The sequence below is a fragment of the Desulfobulbus oligotrophicus genome, assembly GCF_016446285.1.
Classification (GTDB): domain Bacteria; phylum Desulfobacterota; class Desulfobulbia; order Desulfobulbales; family Desulfobulbaceae; genus Desulfobulbus; species Desulfobulbus oligotrophicus.
Genome location: NZ_CP054140.1, coordinates 670770 through 686681 on the forward strand (window position 1 = coordinate 670770; position 15912 = coordinate 686681).

Annotated in this window: 17 protein-coding genes; all 17 read left to right on the forward strand. The window is 64.0% G+C overall.

The features are described 5' to 3' along the window. Nucleotide 1 precedes the first annotated feature (1 nt). The 17 genes from HP555_RS03110 (at nucleotide 2) to HP555_RS03185 (ending at nucleotide 15830) form a co-directional block, all read left to right on the forward strand. Complete coding sequence (locus tag HP555_RS03110; protein ID WP_011366989.1) at nucleotides 2–310, forward strand: hypothetical protein; 309 nt, start codon at nucleotides 2–4, stop codon at nucleotides 308–310. Further along, nucleotides 307–1317 carry a carboxypeptidase regulatory-like domain-containing protein gene (locus tag HP555_RS14055; protein WP_233249234.1) on the forward strand — a complete coding sequence of 337 codons (1011 nt, stop codon included), beginning with the start codon at nucleotides 307–309 and terminating at the stop codon, nucleotides 1315–1317. Before HP555_RS03110 ends, HP555_RS14055 begins: the two co-directional genes overlap by 4 nt. 12 nt (nucleotides 1318–1329) lie before the next feature. Then, the gene (locus HP555_RS03120; protein WP_199263739.1) at nucleotides 1330–2220 is read left to right on the forward strand and encodes a hypothetical protein; all 891 of its coding nucleotides are present in this window, start codon (nucleotides 1330–1332) and stop codon (nucleotides 2218–2220) included. Then, nucleotides 2220–3137, forward strand: a complete 918-nt coding sequence (locus HP555_RS03125; protein WP_199263740.1) for a GPW/gp25 family protein — start codon at nucleotides 2220–2222, stop codon at nucleotides 3135–3137. The genes HP555_RS03120 and HP555_RS03125 overlap by 1 nt, the downstream gene beginning before the upstream one ends. A 99-nt stretch (nucleotides 3138–3236) precedes the next feature. After that, nucleotides 3237–4646, forward strand: coding sequence for a baseplate J/gp47 family protein (locus tag HP555_RS03130; RefSeq protein WP_199263741.1), 1410 nt, complete (start codon nucleotides 3237–3239; stop codon nucleotides 4644–4646). Continuing rightward, nucleotides 4646–6220, forward strand: a complete 1575-nt coding sequence (locus tag HP555_RS03135; RefSeq protein WP_199263742.1) for a phage tail protein — start codon at nucleotides 4646–4648, stop codon at nucleotides 6218–6220. Before HP555_RS03130 ends, HP555_RS03135 begins: the two co-directional genes overlap by 1 nt. Nucleotides 6221–6230: 10 nt before the next feature. Next, nucleotides 6231–6824, forward strand: a complete 594-nt coding sequence (locus HP555_RS03140; RefSeq protein ID WP_199263743.1) for a hypothetical protein — start codon at nucleotides 6231–6233, stop codon at nucleotides 6822–6824. Nucleotides 6825–6834: 10 nt separating this feature from the next. After that, nucleotides 6835–7824: a hypothetical protein gene (locus HP555_RS03145; RefSeq protein ID WP_199263744.1), complete on the forward strand. Its 990-nt coding sequence runs from the start codon at nucleotides 6835–6837 to the stop codon at nucleotides 7822–7824. A gap of 4 nt (nucleotides 7825–7828) precedes the next feature. Continuing rightward, complete coding sequence (locus HP555_RS14180; RefSeq protein WP_011367793.1) at nucleotides 7829–7960, forward strand: hypothetical protein; 132 nt, start codon at nucleotides 7829–7831, stop codon at nucleotides 7958–7960. Next, nucleotides 7947–8408, forward strand: a complete 462-nt coding sequence (locus HP555_RS03150; protein ID WP_011367792.1) for a hypothetical protein — start codon at nucleotides 7947–7949, stop codon at nucleotides 8406–8408. The genes HP555_RS14180 and HP555_RS03150 overlap by 14 nt, the downstream gene beginning before the upstream one ends. 12 nt (nucleotides 8409–8420) lie before the next feature. Continuing rightward, nucleotides 8421–8954: a hypothetical protein gene (locus tag HP555_RS03155; RefSeq protein WP_199263745.1), complete on the forward strand. Its 534-nt coding sequence runs from the start codon at nucleotides 8421–8423 to the stop codon at nucleotides 8952–8954. 15 nt (nucleotides 8955–8969) lie between these two features. Further along, nucleotides 8970–12518 carry a DUF4815 domain-containing protein gene (locus tag HP555_RS03160; protein ID WP_199263746.1) on the forward strand — a complete coding sequence of 1183 codons (3549 nt, stop codon included), beginning with the start codon at nucleotides 8970–8972 and terminating at the stop codon, nucleotides 12516–12518. A 12-nt stretch (nucleotides 12519–12530) separates the two neighbouring features. Then, the gene (locus tag HP555_RS03165) at nucleotides 12531–12788 is read left to right on the forward strand and encodes a VrlD (protein ID WP_199263747.1); all 258 of its coding nucleotides are present in this window, start codon (nucleotides 12531–12533) and stop codon (nucleotides 12786–12788) included. 249 nt (nucleotides 12789–13037) lie between these two features. Further along, a complete protein-coding gene (locus HP555_RS03170; protein WP_097010731.1) occupies nucleotides 13038–13997 on the forward strand; it encodes an amidoligase family protein in 960 nt (319 codons plus the stop codon). 8 nt (nucleotides 13998–14005) lie between these two features. Next, a complete protein-coding gene (locus HP555_RS03175; protein ID WP_199263748.1) occupies nucleotides 14006–14527 on the forward strand; it encodes a DUF5049 domain-containing protein in 522 nt (173 codons plus the stop codon). Beyond that, entirely contained in the window at nucleotides 14512–15309 is a 798-nt protein-coding gene (locus HP555_RS03180; protein WP_199263749.1) for a glucosamine 6-phosphate synthetase, read from the forward strand. The genes HP555_RS03175 and HP555_RS03180 overlap by 16 nt, the downstream gene beginning before the upstream one ends. Next, nucleotides 15306–15830: a gamma-glutamylcyclotransferase family protein gene (locus HP555_RS03185; RefSeq protein ID WP_199263750.1), complete on the forward strand. Its 525-nt coding sequence runs from the start codon at nucleotides 15306–15308 to the stop codon at nucleotides 15828–15830. The genes HP555_RS03180 and HP555_RS03185 overlap by 4 nt, the downstream gene beginning before the upstream one ends. Nucleotides 15831–15912: the final 82 nt, after the last annotated feature.

Consider the following 15912-nt stretch of genomic DNA (forward strand, 5'->3'; position numbering starts at 1 on the left):
CATGAACAATCTCGAACAGCCGCAGGAACCGCACTACTGGGATGTCTTCCCGAAACTGATCCGGGTCTCGCGATCCCCATTCGTCCAGCGCATTCCGCTCTCGATCCGTGGTCTACCCGAAGCGCCTGTGTTCGAATCATCCAATCCCGACGTGGCCAGTGTCGATGAGGACGGCAATGTCGAGTGCGGCTTCGTTCCCGGGGCGGCCATGATCCTGGTCTGGGATTCTGCCGAGCGGCTCAGCCTGCGTCACGTCCAAGTCGAGGTCTATGGCGGCGGCGTCTCTGCACCGGTGGAGGTTCCTTCATGACGGATACCGCGTCAGCCTACAACCACTGGGAGGTACAGCCTCTCTCCATCCGACTCTCCGCTGGCGAGTTCGAGCAACGGGTTCCGCTCTCCCTGCGCGGCGACGTGGACGCTCCGGTCTTTGCCTCCAGCAATCCAGAGGTCGCTGAGATCGGGCCGGATGGCGTCATTCGCTGCGGCTGGACCATCGGCAACGCCGTGCTCATGGTTTGGAGATCCTCGGTCCGGGACAGCCTCCGTCATGTACTGGTGGAGGTTCGCGATCCGTCCTGGTTTGCCGACCACCCGGACTTTGCCAGCGGAGCATCGGTCTTCCTCAGCGGCACGGTAGTCAACGCCCTCAACACCAGCGGTGTCGGCAACGCGCTGATCGAATTCCGCCGCTCGGAAACCGGCCCGGCGGCGTTTCAGACCTTCGCCAACGCCTATGGCCGGTTTGAGCTGTCCGTGCCCGAGGGATTCTATTACGTGGAGGTCACCGCGCCGGGATACATCGCCTGGCACGGCTGGGTGAACGCCGACCCCAACACCTCCGGCGACATCCAGATCGTTCTCTCGCCCGAACTCGACGGCCAGGTCGCCCGCATCGTGTTGCAGTGGGGGCTCAACCCCCGGGATCTCGATTCCCATCTCACCGGACCGACGCCATCGGGCGGCAGGTTCCATGTGTTCTATTCCCACACCATCGAAAACGAGGCGGCGGAATTGGACGTGGACGACACCAGTTCCTACGGGCCGGAGACCATCACCATCCATCGGCTCATTCCCGGCGTCTACCGCTACGCGGTCCACGACTACACCAACCGCAACGCCAATCCGAGCACCGGCCTGGCGCAGTCCGGAGCATCGGTGAAAGTGTTCCTGAGCGATGGCCGTGAGCAGACCTTCACCGTTCCCAATGCCCCGGGCACGGTCTGGACCGTGTTCGAAATAGACGGTGCGACCGGGACTGTGACGCCGGTCAACGCCATGAGCTATCAATCCCAACCCGCCAATGTCGGCATGTAATGGAGGTTGTCGATGATTTCCGAAGAACCCGCCGACTTGCAGGCCACCATCGAACAAACCGATTCCGGCGAACAGCAGTATGTACTGCGGGCGCTCTGCGATCACCTGTCCGGCATCCGTGAGGAGCTTTCCGGCATCCGCACGTTGCTGGAGGCCGGTCACGCCGCCTCGGAGGCGATGCGCGGCCAGGCCCAGGCCTATCTGGAAGCCCAGCAGGCCAGGACCCAGGAGTACCTGGAGCAGGTACAGATCGAGCCGGAGCCCGATTTTTATCCCTTTGTCGAACTGCCTGTGGGCACCGAACCCCGGGATCTGCCGGATGGCAACCGGCTCTTCACCTTGCCCGACGGCATGATCCTGCGGACCACGGACGACCAGCGCATCTGCGTTATCGACGGAGGAGAACAGCAGGTCATCACTCCCGGACCCGGCACGGCAATCGAGGTCGCCCCGGGACGCCTTTACACCCTGGTCGAGTCCTATCTGCGCTCGACCCAGGAGGCAGCCGGTATCAGCGGACTGCCTGCCGGGATCGAGCCGACCGCAATGGGCGCGGAACGCTTCGCGGTGGTTCTGCCCGAGGGCATCCGCCTCGACGTCGATCACCGGGAGCGGTTCATCACCCTGATCAACCCGGCCGGACCTATCGACATCATCGGCATCGGCCGCATCGAGGGCATCGGCGAAACCATCGCTGTCCGTCTGCTCTCCGGGGGAGCCAAGGGATTCCAGTGCGGTCAGTCCGGCCACGGCGGGCTGATCGAGGTGGACGGCACCATCCACCTGGGGCTGAACAATGGCCTGGATCTGGTGGTCCGGTTCCAGGGAGAAGCCATTGACGACGGCACTTCGGAAAATGGCTGCTCGGGACAGTGCGGCCTCGACTGCGAGGAGCGTACCTGATGAGCTACGACTTTCTCGGCAAGGGGCTGCGTTACCCATTCCGGTTTCAGTCGCTATCCGGCGGCATCCAGGTATCGACCGCCACCTCGCGGGAGCACGAACACATCCGCGAAAGCATCCTGCAGATCCTCGGCACCCGAATCGGCGAACGGTTCATGAATCCGGAGTTCGGTTCCAGGCTGAAGGATCTGGTGTTCGAACAAAACGACGAGGTGCTCAAGGGCCTGCTGCGCCATTACGTGATCGACGCCATTAAGCGCTGGGAAAAGCGGGTGATCATCACGGAGGTACACTTCGACGACCGGCCGCTGAACATCGACGGCAACCTGCTGCTGGTGCATATCGCCTACCGGGTGATCCAGAGCCAGGTGGACGGCAACCTGGTCTATCCCTTCTACAGAGAAGACCCGAACAATCCCGCGCCCAGCTATCCCCAGCCGGAGCCCGAGCCGGAACCGCCGCCGGTACGCAGCGTGCGCCTGTCGCCGGACGTGCGCTCGCTGTTCAATCTGCTCTGGTTCGACGCAGCCGAGATGAGCCCTGATCCAGATGATTCCTTCATCTGGCCAGCGGGAGAATACGAAGTCGCCTACATCGAGGGAGCCTATCAGGACCGCAACGGCAAGTGGATCGTCAGCGATCCGGGTGACAACCACGGCCATTACCTGACATTCGAGGGAGCGCCAGAAACGGAAGCGCCCCAGGCCGAGCACGCCCTCTATCTGGCCGCGAGCGGTCTGGGCTTCGACACCCAGAGTCAGGCGGAAGACAACGCCGCTGGCACCGTTCACCGGATCACCACCCTGGAGCCGGGCCGCATCGGTCTGTTCTATTTCGAGGGCAAGAAGGAATCCCACTACCTCAACAACACCTCCGGGCAGCCCAATCCCGTCTGGCAACTGCGCGGCCCGCTCTGAGGCATCCCGCCTCCGACACATCCAGGTCCCTTCCGGTAAGTAACCGGCGTGGCGAGAGCATCAGGCGCTCGCGCATAACCGCCGAAAAACGGAGAGACCATGGGCCGCGCAAGCATCGGATACATCAACAAGGATTACGAATCGATCCGCCAGGATCTGTTGGCGAAGATCCCGCAGCTCACCGACCGCTGGACCGATTTCAACCACTCCGATCTCGGCGTCGTCCTGCTCGATCTGTTCTGCGGCGTGGGCGACATGCTGGCCTACTACCTGGACGCCCAGGCGGCGGAGGCCTTTCTGCCCACGGCCCGCCAGCGCCAGAACGTCATCAACCTCTGCAAGCTCATCGGCTACCGGCTGGACTCGCCGGTGGCCTCCACCACCACGCTGCGTTTCCGGCTCTCCGTCCCGCTTGGCAAGGATCTGACCATTTCGGCGGGGACGGCCTGCCGCGCCTTGCTGAGTGACGGCGAGGCGGATTTCGAGACGGTCGAGGACGGCTTGATCCCGCGAGGCGTACTCTCGGTGGACATCCCGGCCCGGCAAGGCGTGCGCCGCACCGAGACCTTCACATCGACGGGGCTGCCATTCCAGCGCATCCGCCTGACCGGCGACGTCATCGCCCAGGGCACCATCACCGTTACGGTGGGGGAAGACGCCTGGAGCGAGGTCGATCATTTTCAGGACAGCCTGGCCGACAGCCGCCATTTCATGGCCGACCTGGATGCGCTCGACATCTCCACCCTGATTTTCGGCGACGGGCAAAGCGGCGCTATACCCACTCAGGGAAGTGCCATCACCGTCAGCTATCTGCAGACCATCGGAGACCAGGGCAATCTCGGCCCGAACCGGATCACCCAACTGCTGAGCCCGGTCTACCTCGACGGCGGCCAGGTTTCCCTGACCGTCACCAATCCTGTGCCCGCCACCGGCGGCGCTTCGCGGGAAGCCCTCGAACACGCCCGCCGACAGGCACCGGCGGAGCTGCGCAGTCTCTGGAAGGCCGTCACCCTGGAGGATTACCAGGCGCTCGCCGAGGGCTACCCCGGTGTCGCCAAGGCCAAGGTGCTCGACACCAATGCCTGTCAGAACATCCGCTATTACAACGTCCACCTGGCCATCGCCCCCAATGGCGGCGGCATGCCCTCAGCGCTGCTCAAGCGGGACCTCGCCGAGTTTCTCGAACGCCGCAAGGTCATCACGGTCGAGATCACCCTGTTCGACCCGATCTACCGGCCCGTTTCCATCGACGCCGAGGTCTACATCTGGCCCGGTGAACCGCTGGAAAACGTGCGCAGCCGCATCGAAGCAGCGCTCACCGATTTCTTTTCCTTCGACGAGGTCTCCTTCGGGCAGACCATTCACTTCTCCGACCTGGTGGCGCTGATCGATGGCGTGCGCGGCGTCAGCCACATGCATCTCTACGCGCCGCAGCAGGACATTGAGCTGCGCCACGGCGAAATTCCGGTTCTCGGCAGTGTCAACCTCGATCTGCGGAGGGCCGGTTGATGTCGGATTGGTTCAAGGACAATCTGCTCGGCCTGCTGCCGCCGCTTTACGAGCACAACGACGAAGCCGGTGACCTGCGCACCTTTCTGAGCCTACCCGCCGGAACGCTCGACGAGCTCAAGCAGGCTATCGACGACTTCCCGACCATCTTCGACGTCGATCACTGCGACGAACGCTTTCTGCCGCTGCTGGCGAGACTGGTCGGCCTCGAAGTGGACGGCACCTGTTCGCCGGACTGCCAGCGCCGCCGCGTGCGGGAGGCGATCGAGATCTATCGCCGCAAGGGCACTATCCCGGCCATCGAACGCGACTTTGACGCGCTTGGTTGGCAGGGGGAACTGCAGGAGACCTTCCGTTCGGCTCTGCGCCTCAATGCCCGCTCCAGACTCAGCAGCGCCAAGCTGCCTGGACTGGTGTTCAGCCTCGGCGTGTTTCGCGTGCTGTGCCTCAACCAGACCGAGGGGCTGCGCGACGCCCTGGTGTTTCACCACCCAGCTGGCACCCGCTGTTTCTGGCTCCAGTTTCTGCTCGAATGGATCGAAGGCGGCGCGATGCTCGACTTCGGGCATGCCAACGCGGTGCGCCGGATCGTGCTGGCGTTTCTCGACGAAACCTTCGTCCTCGGACGTTCCTCGCTCGGTTCCTGCCGTCATCTGACCAACAAGCAGAGAGTCTGGGAGCTGCTGCAGCTCACCAGCACCACGGAGATGATCCCGGAAATCGACCGGGCCGCCGTGAAGGTTTCCCGTTTTCACGGCCGCCAGAACCGGATGCGCCTGAACCACAAGGCCCTCAATGACTGGCGGCTGCCGTACACCCGCGTCGGCGAAGATCGGGTTTCCTTCTGCACGCCCATCTACACCGGCCGAGACTTCGAAGGGGATGTGCTGGAAAGCGGCTTCGGGCTGGGCGAGAGCCACCTCAACCGCACATCGCTGACCCATGGCGAGACCGCGCTGCGCTACTGCTTCCGGCAGAAGGATTTCTTTTTCGACACGCAAGCGGAACCGGTCGAACGGGCGGAGGCCAAGTACGACCTGCGCCTGCCGCTGGAATCTCGTCACCGCCTCTGCTTCCAGCTTGGCCGTGCCAGGCTCAACGACGGTCTCGATCTCACCGCCAACCAGGGCGGCATCAGCAATCTGCTGCTCGCCTCCACCGCTGGCTGCGACGCGGACGTCACCCTGGCCGTCGACCGGATCGACCGATGGCGGCGGAGAGGGCCTGTGTTCCGGCTCAACGCGAACACCCTGAACACCCGGTATCTGAGCAATGCGAATCTGACCGGCGAACGGGCCTCGCTTGAAGTCTACGTGGACACGGGCTCTCTCCAGCGCCATCGGGTCGAGACCATGAAGCTGGGCGCGAGCCCGCTCAACACCACCGGCCTGCGCCTCTCCGTTGATCGGACCCGCCCGATGCGCGTCAGCCGCATGCGCCTCAACCAGGCCGGATTCCGCTGGTCGCGGCCGTCCTACCGTTGGCTGTTCCGTCAGCAGGACCTGCACGCGCCCACGCAGGCCGGGTTCGAGGCCGCCACCAATAACTATCGCGCCACCCAGTGGCCCACCTGAAGGAGAACCCATGGCGATTCACCTCTATCTTGACGAAGCGCTGACCCAGCAGATTTCCGAGGGGGATTTCAGCCGCCCCGAGGCCGAGAGCTACAACGGCACCGACGGCGACATCAAGGATCGGCAGCTCTACGTCGCCAACGAGCAGACGAGCCTCGCCTCGGCCATAGACGCGGCGCAGATCGCCATTCCATTGGCCGAACCGCGCTTTGCCGACGGCGAACTCATCATCATCGACGGCGAGCAGATGCTCGTCGAAAGCGGCGGCGGCACCGCCAATCTCACCGTGCAGCGGGGCGTGGCCAACACCGATCCGGCCGCGCACGACGTCGGGACGACTGTCTATTCCGGCTACGACTACACCGGGCTGGTGCTCGATCCCATCGATGAAACCGGCACCGACGAAGCGGTCTGGTACCGCCTGGCCCTGACCCAGGCCGAACTCGACACCGCCACCCAGGGCGCACCGCTGAATCTCGGCGACAAGGCCTTTCAGCAGACGCTGTCTTTCTGGCGGCGCTGCACCGTGCTCCCGGGCACGCCGGTGCAAAACAAACTCGACATCAAGCTGCGCCTGACCGGCACGGAAAACCCGATTCTCTAAGGAGGCCGCCATGGCATACCAAAGCATTCAAGGACTCGCCCACGGTCGGCTCGACCTGCTCAATCAACTGCGGACCTTCCTGGTGACCACCACCGGCTGGACCCTGCACGACGACCAGTCGGCCGACCCGCAGCCGTATTTCGTCTTCAAGTCGCACGGGGAATCCGGGGCCGAGGACGTCTATCTGCAGTTCCGTATCAGCACCACCTCCGGGCGGATTCACGTCGCGGCATTCCAGTATTGGGACGCGGCCACCCACACCGGCGTCAACGAGGCGTCGCACACCAGTTACACCTACCTGCGGGTGGAGGACAGCGCCGACTTCATCTTCTGGCTGTTCGCCGATCTCGACCACGTCTTCGTGGTGACCAAGCTCATCTCCACCTACTACGGCCATTACAGCGGATCGCTGAAACGGTTCTGGTCGGGGGCTGTCGCGCTCACACAGGCGGCGGTCACTGCAGGAAGCGGTGTGGTGCTTCAGGTCAACGACGCCACCGTAGTCACACCCGGACAAGACTATGTGATCAAGGACGACGCGGGCATCGAACGCGTACGAGTGAGCGCCATCGACACCGCCGTCACGCCAAACACCATCACCGTCGAAACCCTCGTTCGGGATTACGCCTCGGGGGCCAAGATCGGCGAGGACCCGCAGCCGGTCATCAACAGTTACTACAACGCGCCGGGCACCTTCTACGCCGTGAACAAGTTCGACGGCTGGACTTCCGCGTCCGGTCAGCAGGGTCGCTGCGGTGCGGCAAATGGCGGGCTCCAGGGCGAAACCGATCCGGAGATGCGCTACGGCACCACCATCCTCTTTCCCTGGCTCGCCTCGATGTCCGGCTCCGCCGCCTACCAGGAACTGCGCGGCGAACTCATCGAGATCTTCGCCGTGGGCGGCGGCAACGTCGCCTCTGAAGACACCATCCAGATCGGAACAGACAGCTACCGCGTGTTCAACCTGACCACCGGCGGCTGGTGCGCGGTGAAGGAGTAACGCCATGGCAACGCATAGCGGAAAGCTCAAATTCGTCACCACGATCACCGGCCAGCGACGCCCGGAAACGCTCCTGTCCATGAACCGTGGCCAGGCTCTCAAGCTCTGCGGGAGGATTCGCCGTGGCCGTGCATAAGGGACAACTGGCATCCATCACCACCCGCAGAGGCATCCGGCGGCCGGAACTGCTCGCCATCGGCGCAGCGCAACCCGGAGCGCTCTTCGAGCTGTTTTCCGGGGCACCGGCTAGGCGCACGGTGATGGTCCGGGCCGACAGCGCAGTACGGGTCGCCCATCGGCTCGAACGTCGGTCCGACCTCGCGCTTCGCGTGAACAACCACCTGAACCGGAACACCGACCTGTGGCTCATCATCCATGGACGTCTGGGCGTCGATGCCGACACGGCGGTGCGGGTGACGCGCCCCTGGCTGCGGAGCATCGACACCAGCGTCCGGACATCCGGCGCACACATCAGCCGATCCGACACCGTTCAGCGCATCGCGATCCCGGCCGGGCTGCTGGCCGACACGCGCCAGATCCTGTTCGCGGTGCTCATCGATCAAGACCACGAAATTCAGACCTAAAGGAGAACAGCAATGGCACTGGGACTCATCGTCAAAACCGGCCGGATACTGACGGCCAAACTCCTCCTCGGCCAGGCCGTGGACGGCATCACCCACTGCGCCATCGGCGACGGGGATGCCAGCTTCACCGACCCGCAGAATCCGCCCGCGCCGGACATCGGCCAGACCGGACTCAGAAACGAACGCGCCCGCAAGCGCTACTACAAGCGGACCTTCCTCAAGGAGGACGCCGAAGGGGCGCTCCTGGTCAACGGCGTGCGCTACCTGGAAACCGGCGAGGAGACCAACACCATCGGCATCTTCTTTCGCTTCGACGAGGCCGAGGCCAACGGCATCACCATCCGCGAATACGGCTTCTTCGGCGGCGACGTGCAGTACACGGCCAGCGTCACCGGGGATCTCGCCATGGGCGGCGTGTTCCATCAGGACACCAACCCGACCGGCGAGGTGCTGCACCCGGGCTACCTGTACGAGGTGAAGAACATTCCCGACTTCAACAAGATTTCCGACACCCGCGTGGAGCTGGTCGGGATCATCAAGATCTAACTGGAGGATTCAAACATGAGCATCTCACGCGAGACATTCGACCCGACCAAGAATTACAAGCGCATCCGTTACCATCAGGATCGCGACCTGCTGGATTCCGAACTCAACGAGCAGCAGGACATCATCAACCTGGAGCGGCGCAAGATCGCCGACATCCTGTTCAAGGAAGGCTCCATCATCATGGGCCTCGAGGTCAGCGCGGCCGACAACGTCCTGACCCTGGCCCCGGGCGTGGTCTACATCGATGGCCATCTGGAACAGGTGAGCGGCGCGACCCTGACCTATGATCCGGCTACCACCAGCGGGGCCGATTACGTCTATGTGGAGCTGCTGAAATACAGCTACGGCTACACGCAGGACCCGGCCCTGATCAATCCGGCCACCGGCGAGCCCACCGCCGAACGGGAAAAATGGGTTCTTTCTCTCAAGGCGACGGATACCAGCGGCCAGACGCTGCCCAACAACGTCACCGAGCGCCGGGTGATCCCGATCTACAAGTTCGACCGCGAGAGCGGCGATGTCACGCCCACGGTGCAGGAGAAGTCCAACCTCTACCTGCGGGATCTGCTGGGTACGCTGCCAGGCAGCCGGATCACCGTCTCCTCGATCACCGAGGACCAGCTCTCCTTCGCCGCCGCCGAGGGGCTCAATTCCCTGATTCAGAACCTGGCCGAGCGCACCTTCGACCAGGCCGGAAGCTATCTGGTGCGGGGCTTCGACACCTTCATCGGCGGCGTCGACGACGACAGCGTGGAGGCGATCACCAACGCCGGACGCGCCTACATCCAGGGCTTCCGGCATCAGCGCGATCTGCCCACCTCGACCCTGGTGCCCAAATCCATCGCCACCAAGTCGGTGCGCGGCGAGCAGAAGACCTTCGATATCAACAAGCGCCGCTATCCGGTCAACTCCACGCCGCTCAAGGAGACGACCCAGGTGGAGGCCATCGTCGAGATCACCCGCAACGTCACTCGCGGCTCGGTGGGCGGCGGCGAAGACCTGCTCGACCCCAATCCCGTGGTGGACATCCTCGAGGTCAGCCAGGGGGCGACCATCTTCCAGGAGGGCGTGGACTGGCAGCAGTCGGGCAACCATGTCGACTGGCTCGGCTCCGGCAACGAACCGGCCATCGGCACCACCTACACGGTGCGCTGGACCTACACCAAGCAGATGGTCAAGGGCACCGACTACGTGGACAGCGGCTGGTTCGGACAGCCCAACCATCCGGCGGCCGGAAACTACTTCTATCTGGTGACCGCCTACAACGCCACCGGCGAGACGGCCTTCAACGCCGCTGCGGTCATTGCCCGGGCCACCGCCGCCGGTGAGATGAACAAGCTTTCCTGGCTGCCGGTCAGCGGCGCGACCGGCTATCGCGTCTACCGGGCCGCCACCAACGGCGCACGCACCGACTACAAGCGCCTGATGGAGCTGGGCAGCGAGGCGCTTTCCTACGTCGACGACGGCGTCGAGGAGATCGGCACCGCTTCGCCTCCGGCCACCAACACCGCCGGACTCACCATGTCACCGGTGCAGCTCGAGCTGGGCAACCTCAACGTGATCAACTTCGGGCACGGCAGTCTCGGAGACCAGCCGGTGAACGGCTCCAACTGCAGCCTGGACTACGACTATTACCTCGGCCGCCGCGACATCGTTTACGCCACAACCACCGAGATCAAGCGGCTGGAAGGGGCTCCGGCGGATTTCCCGAAGCTGCCCATCGTGCCGGAAAACGCCCTGGGGCTGTGCAGCATCGACTGCCCGCCCAACTCCACCGACATGGAGATCCGCAACTTCGGCCTGACCCGCATCACCATGGACCAGATCCACGACATCATCCAGGACGTCGAGGACCTGAAGTACAACGACGCCCAGTACCAGATGAACAACGAGCTGCAGAACCGGGACGCCCAGACCAAGAAAGGCATCTACTCGGACGACTTCTCGAACACCGCCCAGTCGGACATCTACCACGCCGAATGGGACGCCCGAGTGAACGAGATCGCCCGTTTCGTCGCGCCGGACCGCATTCCGCACTCCACGGTGCTTTCGGTCGATCAGGCGGGCAGCAACGCGAGCTTCTTCGGCAGCCTGGCGCTGTTGCCGGGCAACGAGACCGTGCTGGTGGAACAGAACGACTGGTCCGAGGAGCGCAACATCAACCCCTACGCGGTGTTTGACAAGCCCCCGGCCATGCTGCAGATCACGCCCAACCTCGGGCGGCGCGGCCAGACCGGGATCGCAGTCACAGGCATCAACTTCACCCCAAGCAAATCCGGCATCGTGCTGCGCTGCGACGGCCAGGTGATGGCCAGCAACCTGATCAGCGACGAGGCCGGTCGGGTCAGCGCCTCCTTCACCATCCCGACCAACGCCCGCAACGGCAACCGCATCGTGGAGATGGCCGACGGCGTCTACTCGGCGCGGGCCAGCCTGCAGATCAACGATCCGCTGGTCATCACCCGCATCGAGCGCATCATCGAGAACCGCATCATCCGCGTGCCCGTGGTGCAGGTGGTCTGGCGCACCCAGACCATCTTCGTGCCCCGCGATCCGTTGGCCCAGACCTTCAGCTTCACCCAAAACCAGGTGATCTCCAGCATCGGTCTGCAGTTCACCGCCAGGGACCCGAGCATTCCGGTCACGGTGCAGATTCGCGGCGTCACCACCGGTCTGCCCAACGGCGTGGTGTTCGCCGAGAAGGTGCTGGCCCCGAACGAGATCAGCCTGAGCGGCGAGACCCGCATTCGCTTCGACGACCCGTTCTACGCCGAGGCCAATACCAGCTATGCCGTGGTGCTGCTGACCAACAGCACCAATTACAAGGTCCGCACCGCCACCCTCGGCAAGATGGGCCGCTGGGGCATCATCACCCGGCAGACCTACATGGAAGGCGTGCTGCTGGAGAGCTCCAACGCCGAAACCTGGACTCCGCTCAACGGCTCCGACCTGGCGATGAAGATCTACGGCTACAACTTTCAATCCGAGGGGATGATCCGCTTCCAGCCGATCACCGGCGTGCAGTTCTCCGACATCAACCTCGACGAATACTCGGCCATCCCCCAGGGCACCGGTCTCGACTGGGAATACTCCACCGACGGCGGCGTGACCTGGGACGCCATGGTTCCTGCCGAGGAGGAACGGCTGCCCAACCTCGCCACCCGGGTCCAGATCCGCGTGCGTCTGAGCAGTTCGCTTGCCAACGACACCCCGGCCATCAACTTCCGCGACGTCAACCTGGTGGGCTACCTCAACAAGACCACCGGGGCCTACCTGACCCGCGAGAATGAGCTGACCCAGGGAGTGGAATCGACCAAGGCCTATGTGCAGATGCAAATCCCCAGCGGCACCACCCTGCAATGGTTCGCCAGCAACGACGGCGGCCTGACCTGGGAGACGATGACCATCCAGGACACCCGGCCCATCGACGAGAACTGGACCGAGTACACCCTGGTGCGCACCTTCACCGACAACACCGGCAACAAGGTCCGCTACAAGGCTGAGATGACCGGCACGCCGCTGATCTACCCGCGCATCCATTCGCTGGGCGCGACCCTGAGCTAAGGAGGCACGGCCATGATCGTTCGACGCAAAGGCGGCCTGACCGAGTTCATTCCCTCGCCGCAGGAGAAGCGCGACGGCCTGATCCGCGACCACGCCCTGGGCCTGCTGGAGAACCTGCACCAGCGCCTGGCGCGGCTGGAACGGGCGTCAAAGCTCCCGGCCGACGAAGCGGAGGCCTTCACGGCGCTGCTGTCGCGGATGAGGGCCGACGAGTCGCGCAACCTCGAGCTGCACGCCAGCCTGATCACCTCTGATACCGCCTCCGGCTGACCGGCTCACTGCCACCGCCAACCCAGAAACCCCGGATACGGCCAGCCCGTTCCGGGGTTTCGGCCGCCTGTGCGCCGCCCAATCCGGCCAAGCTCGCAAGTCATTGAAAATAAACGTGTTAAATGTCTGCTTCGGCTGTTCTTCTACTTGATTTATGTCCGGAAAGAAGCATTCATTCATGGTGTAAGCGGAGGCTGAAAAGCCTTGCCATACAACGGCTTAGAAGCGCCACGAACGACGGAGGCACGCATGAACCTGAAAGAGATCCACTACGGGATCGAGATCGAGACCGTAAAACGCACCCGGGAGCAGATCGCCTGGGCCATCCACTCGGTGGTGGGCGGCACGGTCCGCCATGTCGGCATCCCCAGCAGCTATGACCCCTGGGAGGTCGAGGACCTGCGCGGCCGCGTCTGGAAGGTGGTGGGGGACGCATCCCTGACCAGCGTCCCGGCCCATCTGCGGGCCGAGGTGGTCAGCCCGGTGCTCGGCTACGACGACATCCCGCAACTGCAGGAGGTGGTCCGGGCCATCCGCCGCGCCGGAGGCAAGATCAACAGCCAGTGCGGCATCCACATCCATATCGACGCCGCGCCCTTCGACGGCAGGCACCTGGGTAACCTGGCCAAGATCATCTACAAGCAGGAGCCGCTGATCCTCCACGCCCTCGGCATCAGCCGCGACCGCCTCAACCGCTACACACGGCCGGTCAGCGACGAGCTGATCCAACGCATCGAACAGCATCGCCCCCGCACCAAGGACCAGCTCAACCGCATCTGGTACGGCTACCACAACCGCCAGCCCCAGCACTACGACAACAGCCGATACCACGGGGTCAACCTGCACAACGTCTGGTACCGGGGCACGGTGGAATTCCGCTGGTTCGAGGCGACCCTCCACGCGGGGCGGATCAAGGCCTACCTGCAGTTCTGCCTCGCCGTCGCCGCCAAGGCGCTCAATGGCCGGGCCGCCTCCAGCCGCAAGCGGGATTTTGATCCCCAGAGCGCCAAGTACGACTTCCGGGTCTTCCTGCTCCACCTCGGCCTGATCGGCGACGAGTTCAAGACCGCCCGCAAGCATTTGATGGCCAACATGCCCGGCGACGCCGCCTTCAAAAACGGACGGCCCAAACCGGAGGACGTCCTTCCGGACGAAACAACCACTACTCTCACCAACGAGGCCGGGCAAGTTCCCGGCCTCACTGTTTAAGGTGCCCCATGAAGATTCTGATCCGCTCCACCACGCTGGACGGCGAACCGATCCCCGGCAGCGGGGAAACCCTGCAAGCCGCCGACTGCCTCGAAGTTATCGAGCTGATGCGCGGCCAGACGCCGTTTACCGCCAGCCGAGCGCCCCGGGAATACATGACCGAAGTGCTTTCCGGCATCGAAGGCGGGCCGCCCCAGCCATTGCCGGAGGAAGTAGCCGCTGCGGCCGCCGAGTTTCTCACCCGTCTGGCGCGGCACGGCCTGATCGAGTTCCTGCCCGACGACAAGGCCAGCGATCCCTGGCCGGAACGCTTCCTCGAAGCCCTGGAGACGGTGCGGCTCTCCGGGCGCACCAACATGCTCGACCACCCGGAGGTGACCCGGCTGACCGCCGATATGGGCTACCCGGAGGTGGCCGAGTGGCTGGCGGACCACCGGCGCGAATACGCGGCCTTCGTCATCGAAGGGACGAGACCGCTCGGTAAGAACTTCGGCGGCAAGGAGGACCCGGCTCCATGTGCGGACAAGTAGGCATCATCTTCGGCCGCAAGCGCAGGCGGCCCGACGAGCGGGATTACCTGCGCGAGGTCTTCATCCGCATGCTGCTGCACAGCGAGGAGCGCGGCCCGCACGCCTCCGGTCTGGCCTGGCTCAAGACCGACGGCAGCCACCGCATCTTCAAGCGGCCGATGCGGGCGCACGAACTGGTCTACGAGAAGCCGTTCCAGGAGCTGCTCGGGCAGGTCGACAACGAGACCACCATCCTCATGGGCCACACCCGCTGGCGCACCCGGGGCAACGAGTTCAACAACCGCAACAACCATCCCATCCGGGCCGGGATCGTCATCGGCACCCACAACGGCACCATCTACAACGCCGATTACCTGTTCCGCCGTCTCGGGCTGCCGCGCTACGCCGAAGTGGACAGCGAGCTGATCTTCCGCTTGGCCGACCGCTTCGCGCCTGAAGGCCCCATCGACCAGGAGGGCCTGAAGAAGGCGCTTGCCCTCTGTCGCGGCCAAATGAGCGCCGTGCTGGCCTCGCGGCTCGACCCCGGCACCATCACCGTGCTCAAGGGCAACAAGCCGCTCTGCCTGCGCATCCACCGCCAGCACCGGGTGGTGCTCTACGCCTCGGACGACGCCTTTATTGACTTTGCCGTGGTCAACGAGAAGGGCTGGCGCGAGCTGGAGGTTCCGCCCATGACCATGCTCACCATCCGCCACGAGGATGTGCGGGCCATCGAAAACAGCGAATTCCGCTTCATACCCCAGGAGCGCAAAGGGACACTGCCCGAAGGAGTGAATGCATGAACATTGGAGACACCGCGAAGCTGAACACAAACCCGGAAGACGCTCCCGAGACCATCCTCCGGCTGTTCGTCTACGGTACCCTGAAACGGGGCTACTGGAACCATCAACGCTTCTGCGCCCAGGCTCGCAGCATCGAACCAGCCGTGGTCTGGGGCAGGCTCTACCATCTCAACGCCGGGTTCCCGGCCCTGGAAGTGCCGGAAGGTTTGATCCTGGCCCGGGGCACCGCCGATCCACTGACCGACACCCGTAGGCAGCAGGTGATCGACACGCCACGTTTCGGCCGCCCGACCGGAGACTGGGATCTGATCCACGGAGAGCTGGTGACCTTCACCTACCCGCAGCGCGACCTGCCGCCCATCGACCGGCTGGAAGGCTTCCGGCCCGGCGGGCACAGCATGTACCAGCGGGTGATGGTGGCTGTGCTGTGCGGACGCACCTCGATTCCAGCCTGGACCTATTGGATGCCATGCCCGCCTTACGCGGAGAGAGTCGCCAGCGGCGAGTGGTTACGTCCGTGAGCAGACTTTTGCGGCCTTATCCGGACGAAAGCGTTTGACAATCGGCCCCTGCCTAAATATATTAGAGGATGTTTTAAGTTGG

What these genes read in the sequence shown, in the direction of transcription:
- HP555_RS03170 (WP_097010731.1), top strand. Translation starts at nt 13,038, where the DNA reads ATGAACCTGAAAGAGATCCACTACGGGATCGAGATCGAGACCGTAAAA.
- HP555_RS14180 (WP_011367793.1), top strand. Translation starts at nt 7,829, where the DNA reads ATGGCAACGCATAGCGGAAAGCTCAAATTCGTCACCACGATCACCGGC.
- HP555_RS03140 (WP_199263743.1), top strand. Translation starts at nt 6,231, where the DNA reads ATGGCGATTCACCTCTATCTTGACGAAGCGCTGACCCAGCAGATTTCC.
- HP555_RS03185 (WP_199263750.1), top strand. Translation starts at nt 15,306, where the DNA reads ATGAACATTGGAGACACCGCGAAGCTGAACACAAACCCGGAAGACGCT.
- HP555_RS03175 (WP_199263748.1), top strand. Translation starts at nt 14,006, where the DNA reads ATGAAGATTCTGATCCGCTCCACCACGCTGGACGGCGAACCGATCCCC.
- HP555_RS03135 (WP_199263742.1), top strand. Translation starts at nt 4,646, where the DNA reads ATGTCGGATTGGTTCAAGGACAATCTGCTCGGCCTGCTGCCGCCGCTT.
- HP555_RS03110 (WP_011366989.1), top strand. Translation starts at nt 2, where the DNA reads ATGAACAATCTCGAACAGCCGCAGGAACCGCACTACTGGGATGTCTTC.
- HP555_RS03155 (WP_199263745.1), top strand. Translation starts at nt 8,421, where the DNA reads ATGGCACTGGGACTCATCGTCAAAACCGGCCGGATACTGACGGCCAAA.
- HP555_RS14055 (WP_233249234.1), top strand. Translation starts at nt 307, where the DNA reads ATGACGGATACCGCGTCAGCCTACAACCACTGGGAGGTACAGCCTCTC.
- HP555_RS03180 (WP_199263749.1), top strand. Translation starts at nt 14,512, where the DNA reads ATGTGCGGACAAGTAGGCATCATCTTCGGCCGCAAGCGCAGGCGGCCC.
- HP555_RS03130 (WP_199263741.1), top strand. Translation starts at nt 3,237, where the DNA reads ATGGGCCGCGCAAGCATCGGATACATCAACAAGGATTACGAATCGATC.
- HP555_RS03145 (WP_199263744.1), top strand. Translation starts at nt 6,835, where the DNA reads ATGGCATACCAAAGCATTCAAGGACTCGCCCACGGTCGGCTCGACCTG.
- HP555_RS03125 (WP_199263740.1), top strand. Translation starts at nt 2,220, where the DNA reads ATGAGCTACGACTTTCTCGGCAAGGGGCTGCGTTACCCATTCCGGTTT.
- HP555_RS03165 (WP_199263747.1), top strand. Translation starts at nt 12,531, where the DNA reads ATGATCGTTCGACGCAAAGGCGGCCTGACCGAGTTCATTCCCTCGCCG.
- HP555_RS03160 (WP_199263746.1), top strand. Translation starts at nt 8,970, where the DNA reads ATGAGCATCTCACGCGAGACATTCGACCCGACCAAGAATTACAAGCGC.
- HP555_RS03120 (WP_199263739.1), top strand. Translation starts at nt 1,330, where the DNA reads ATGATTTCCGAAGAACCCGCCGACTTGCAGGCCACCATCGAACAAACC.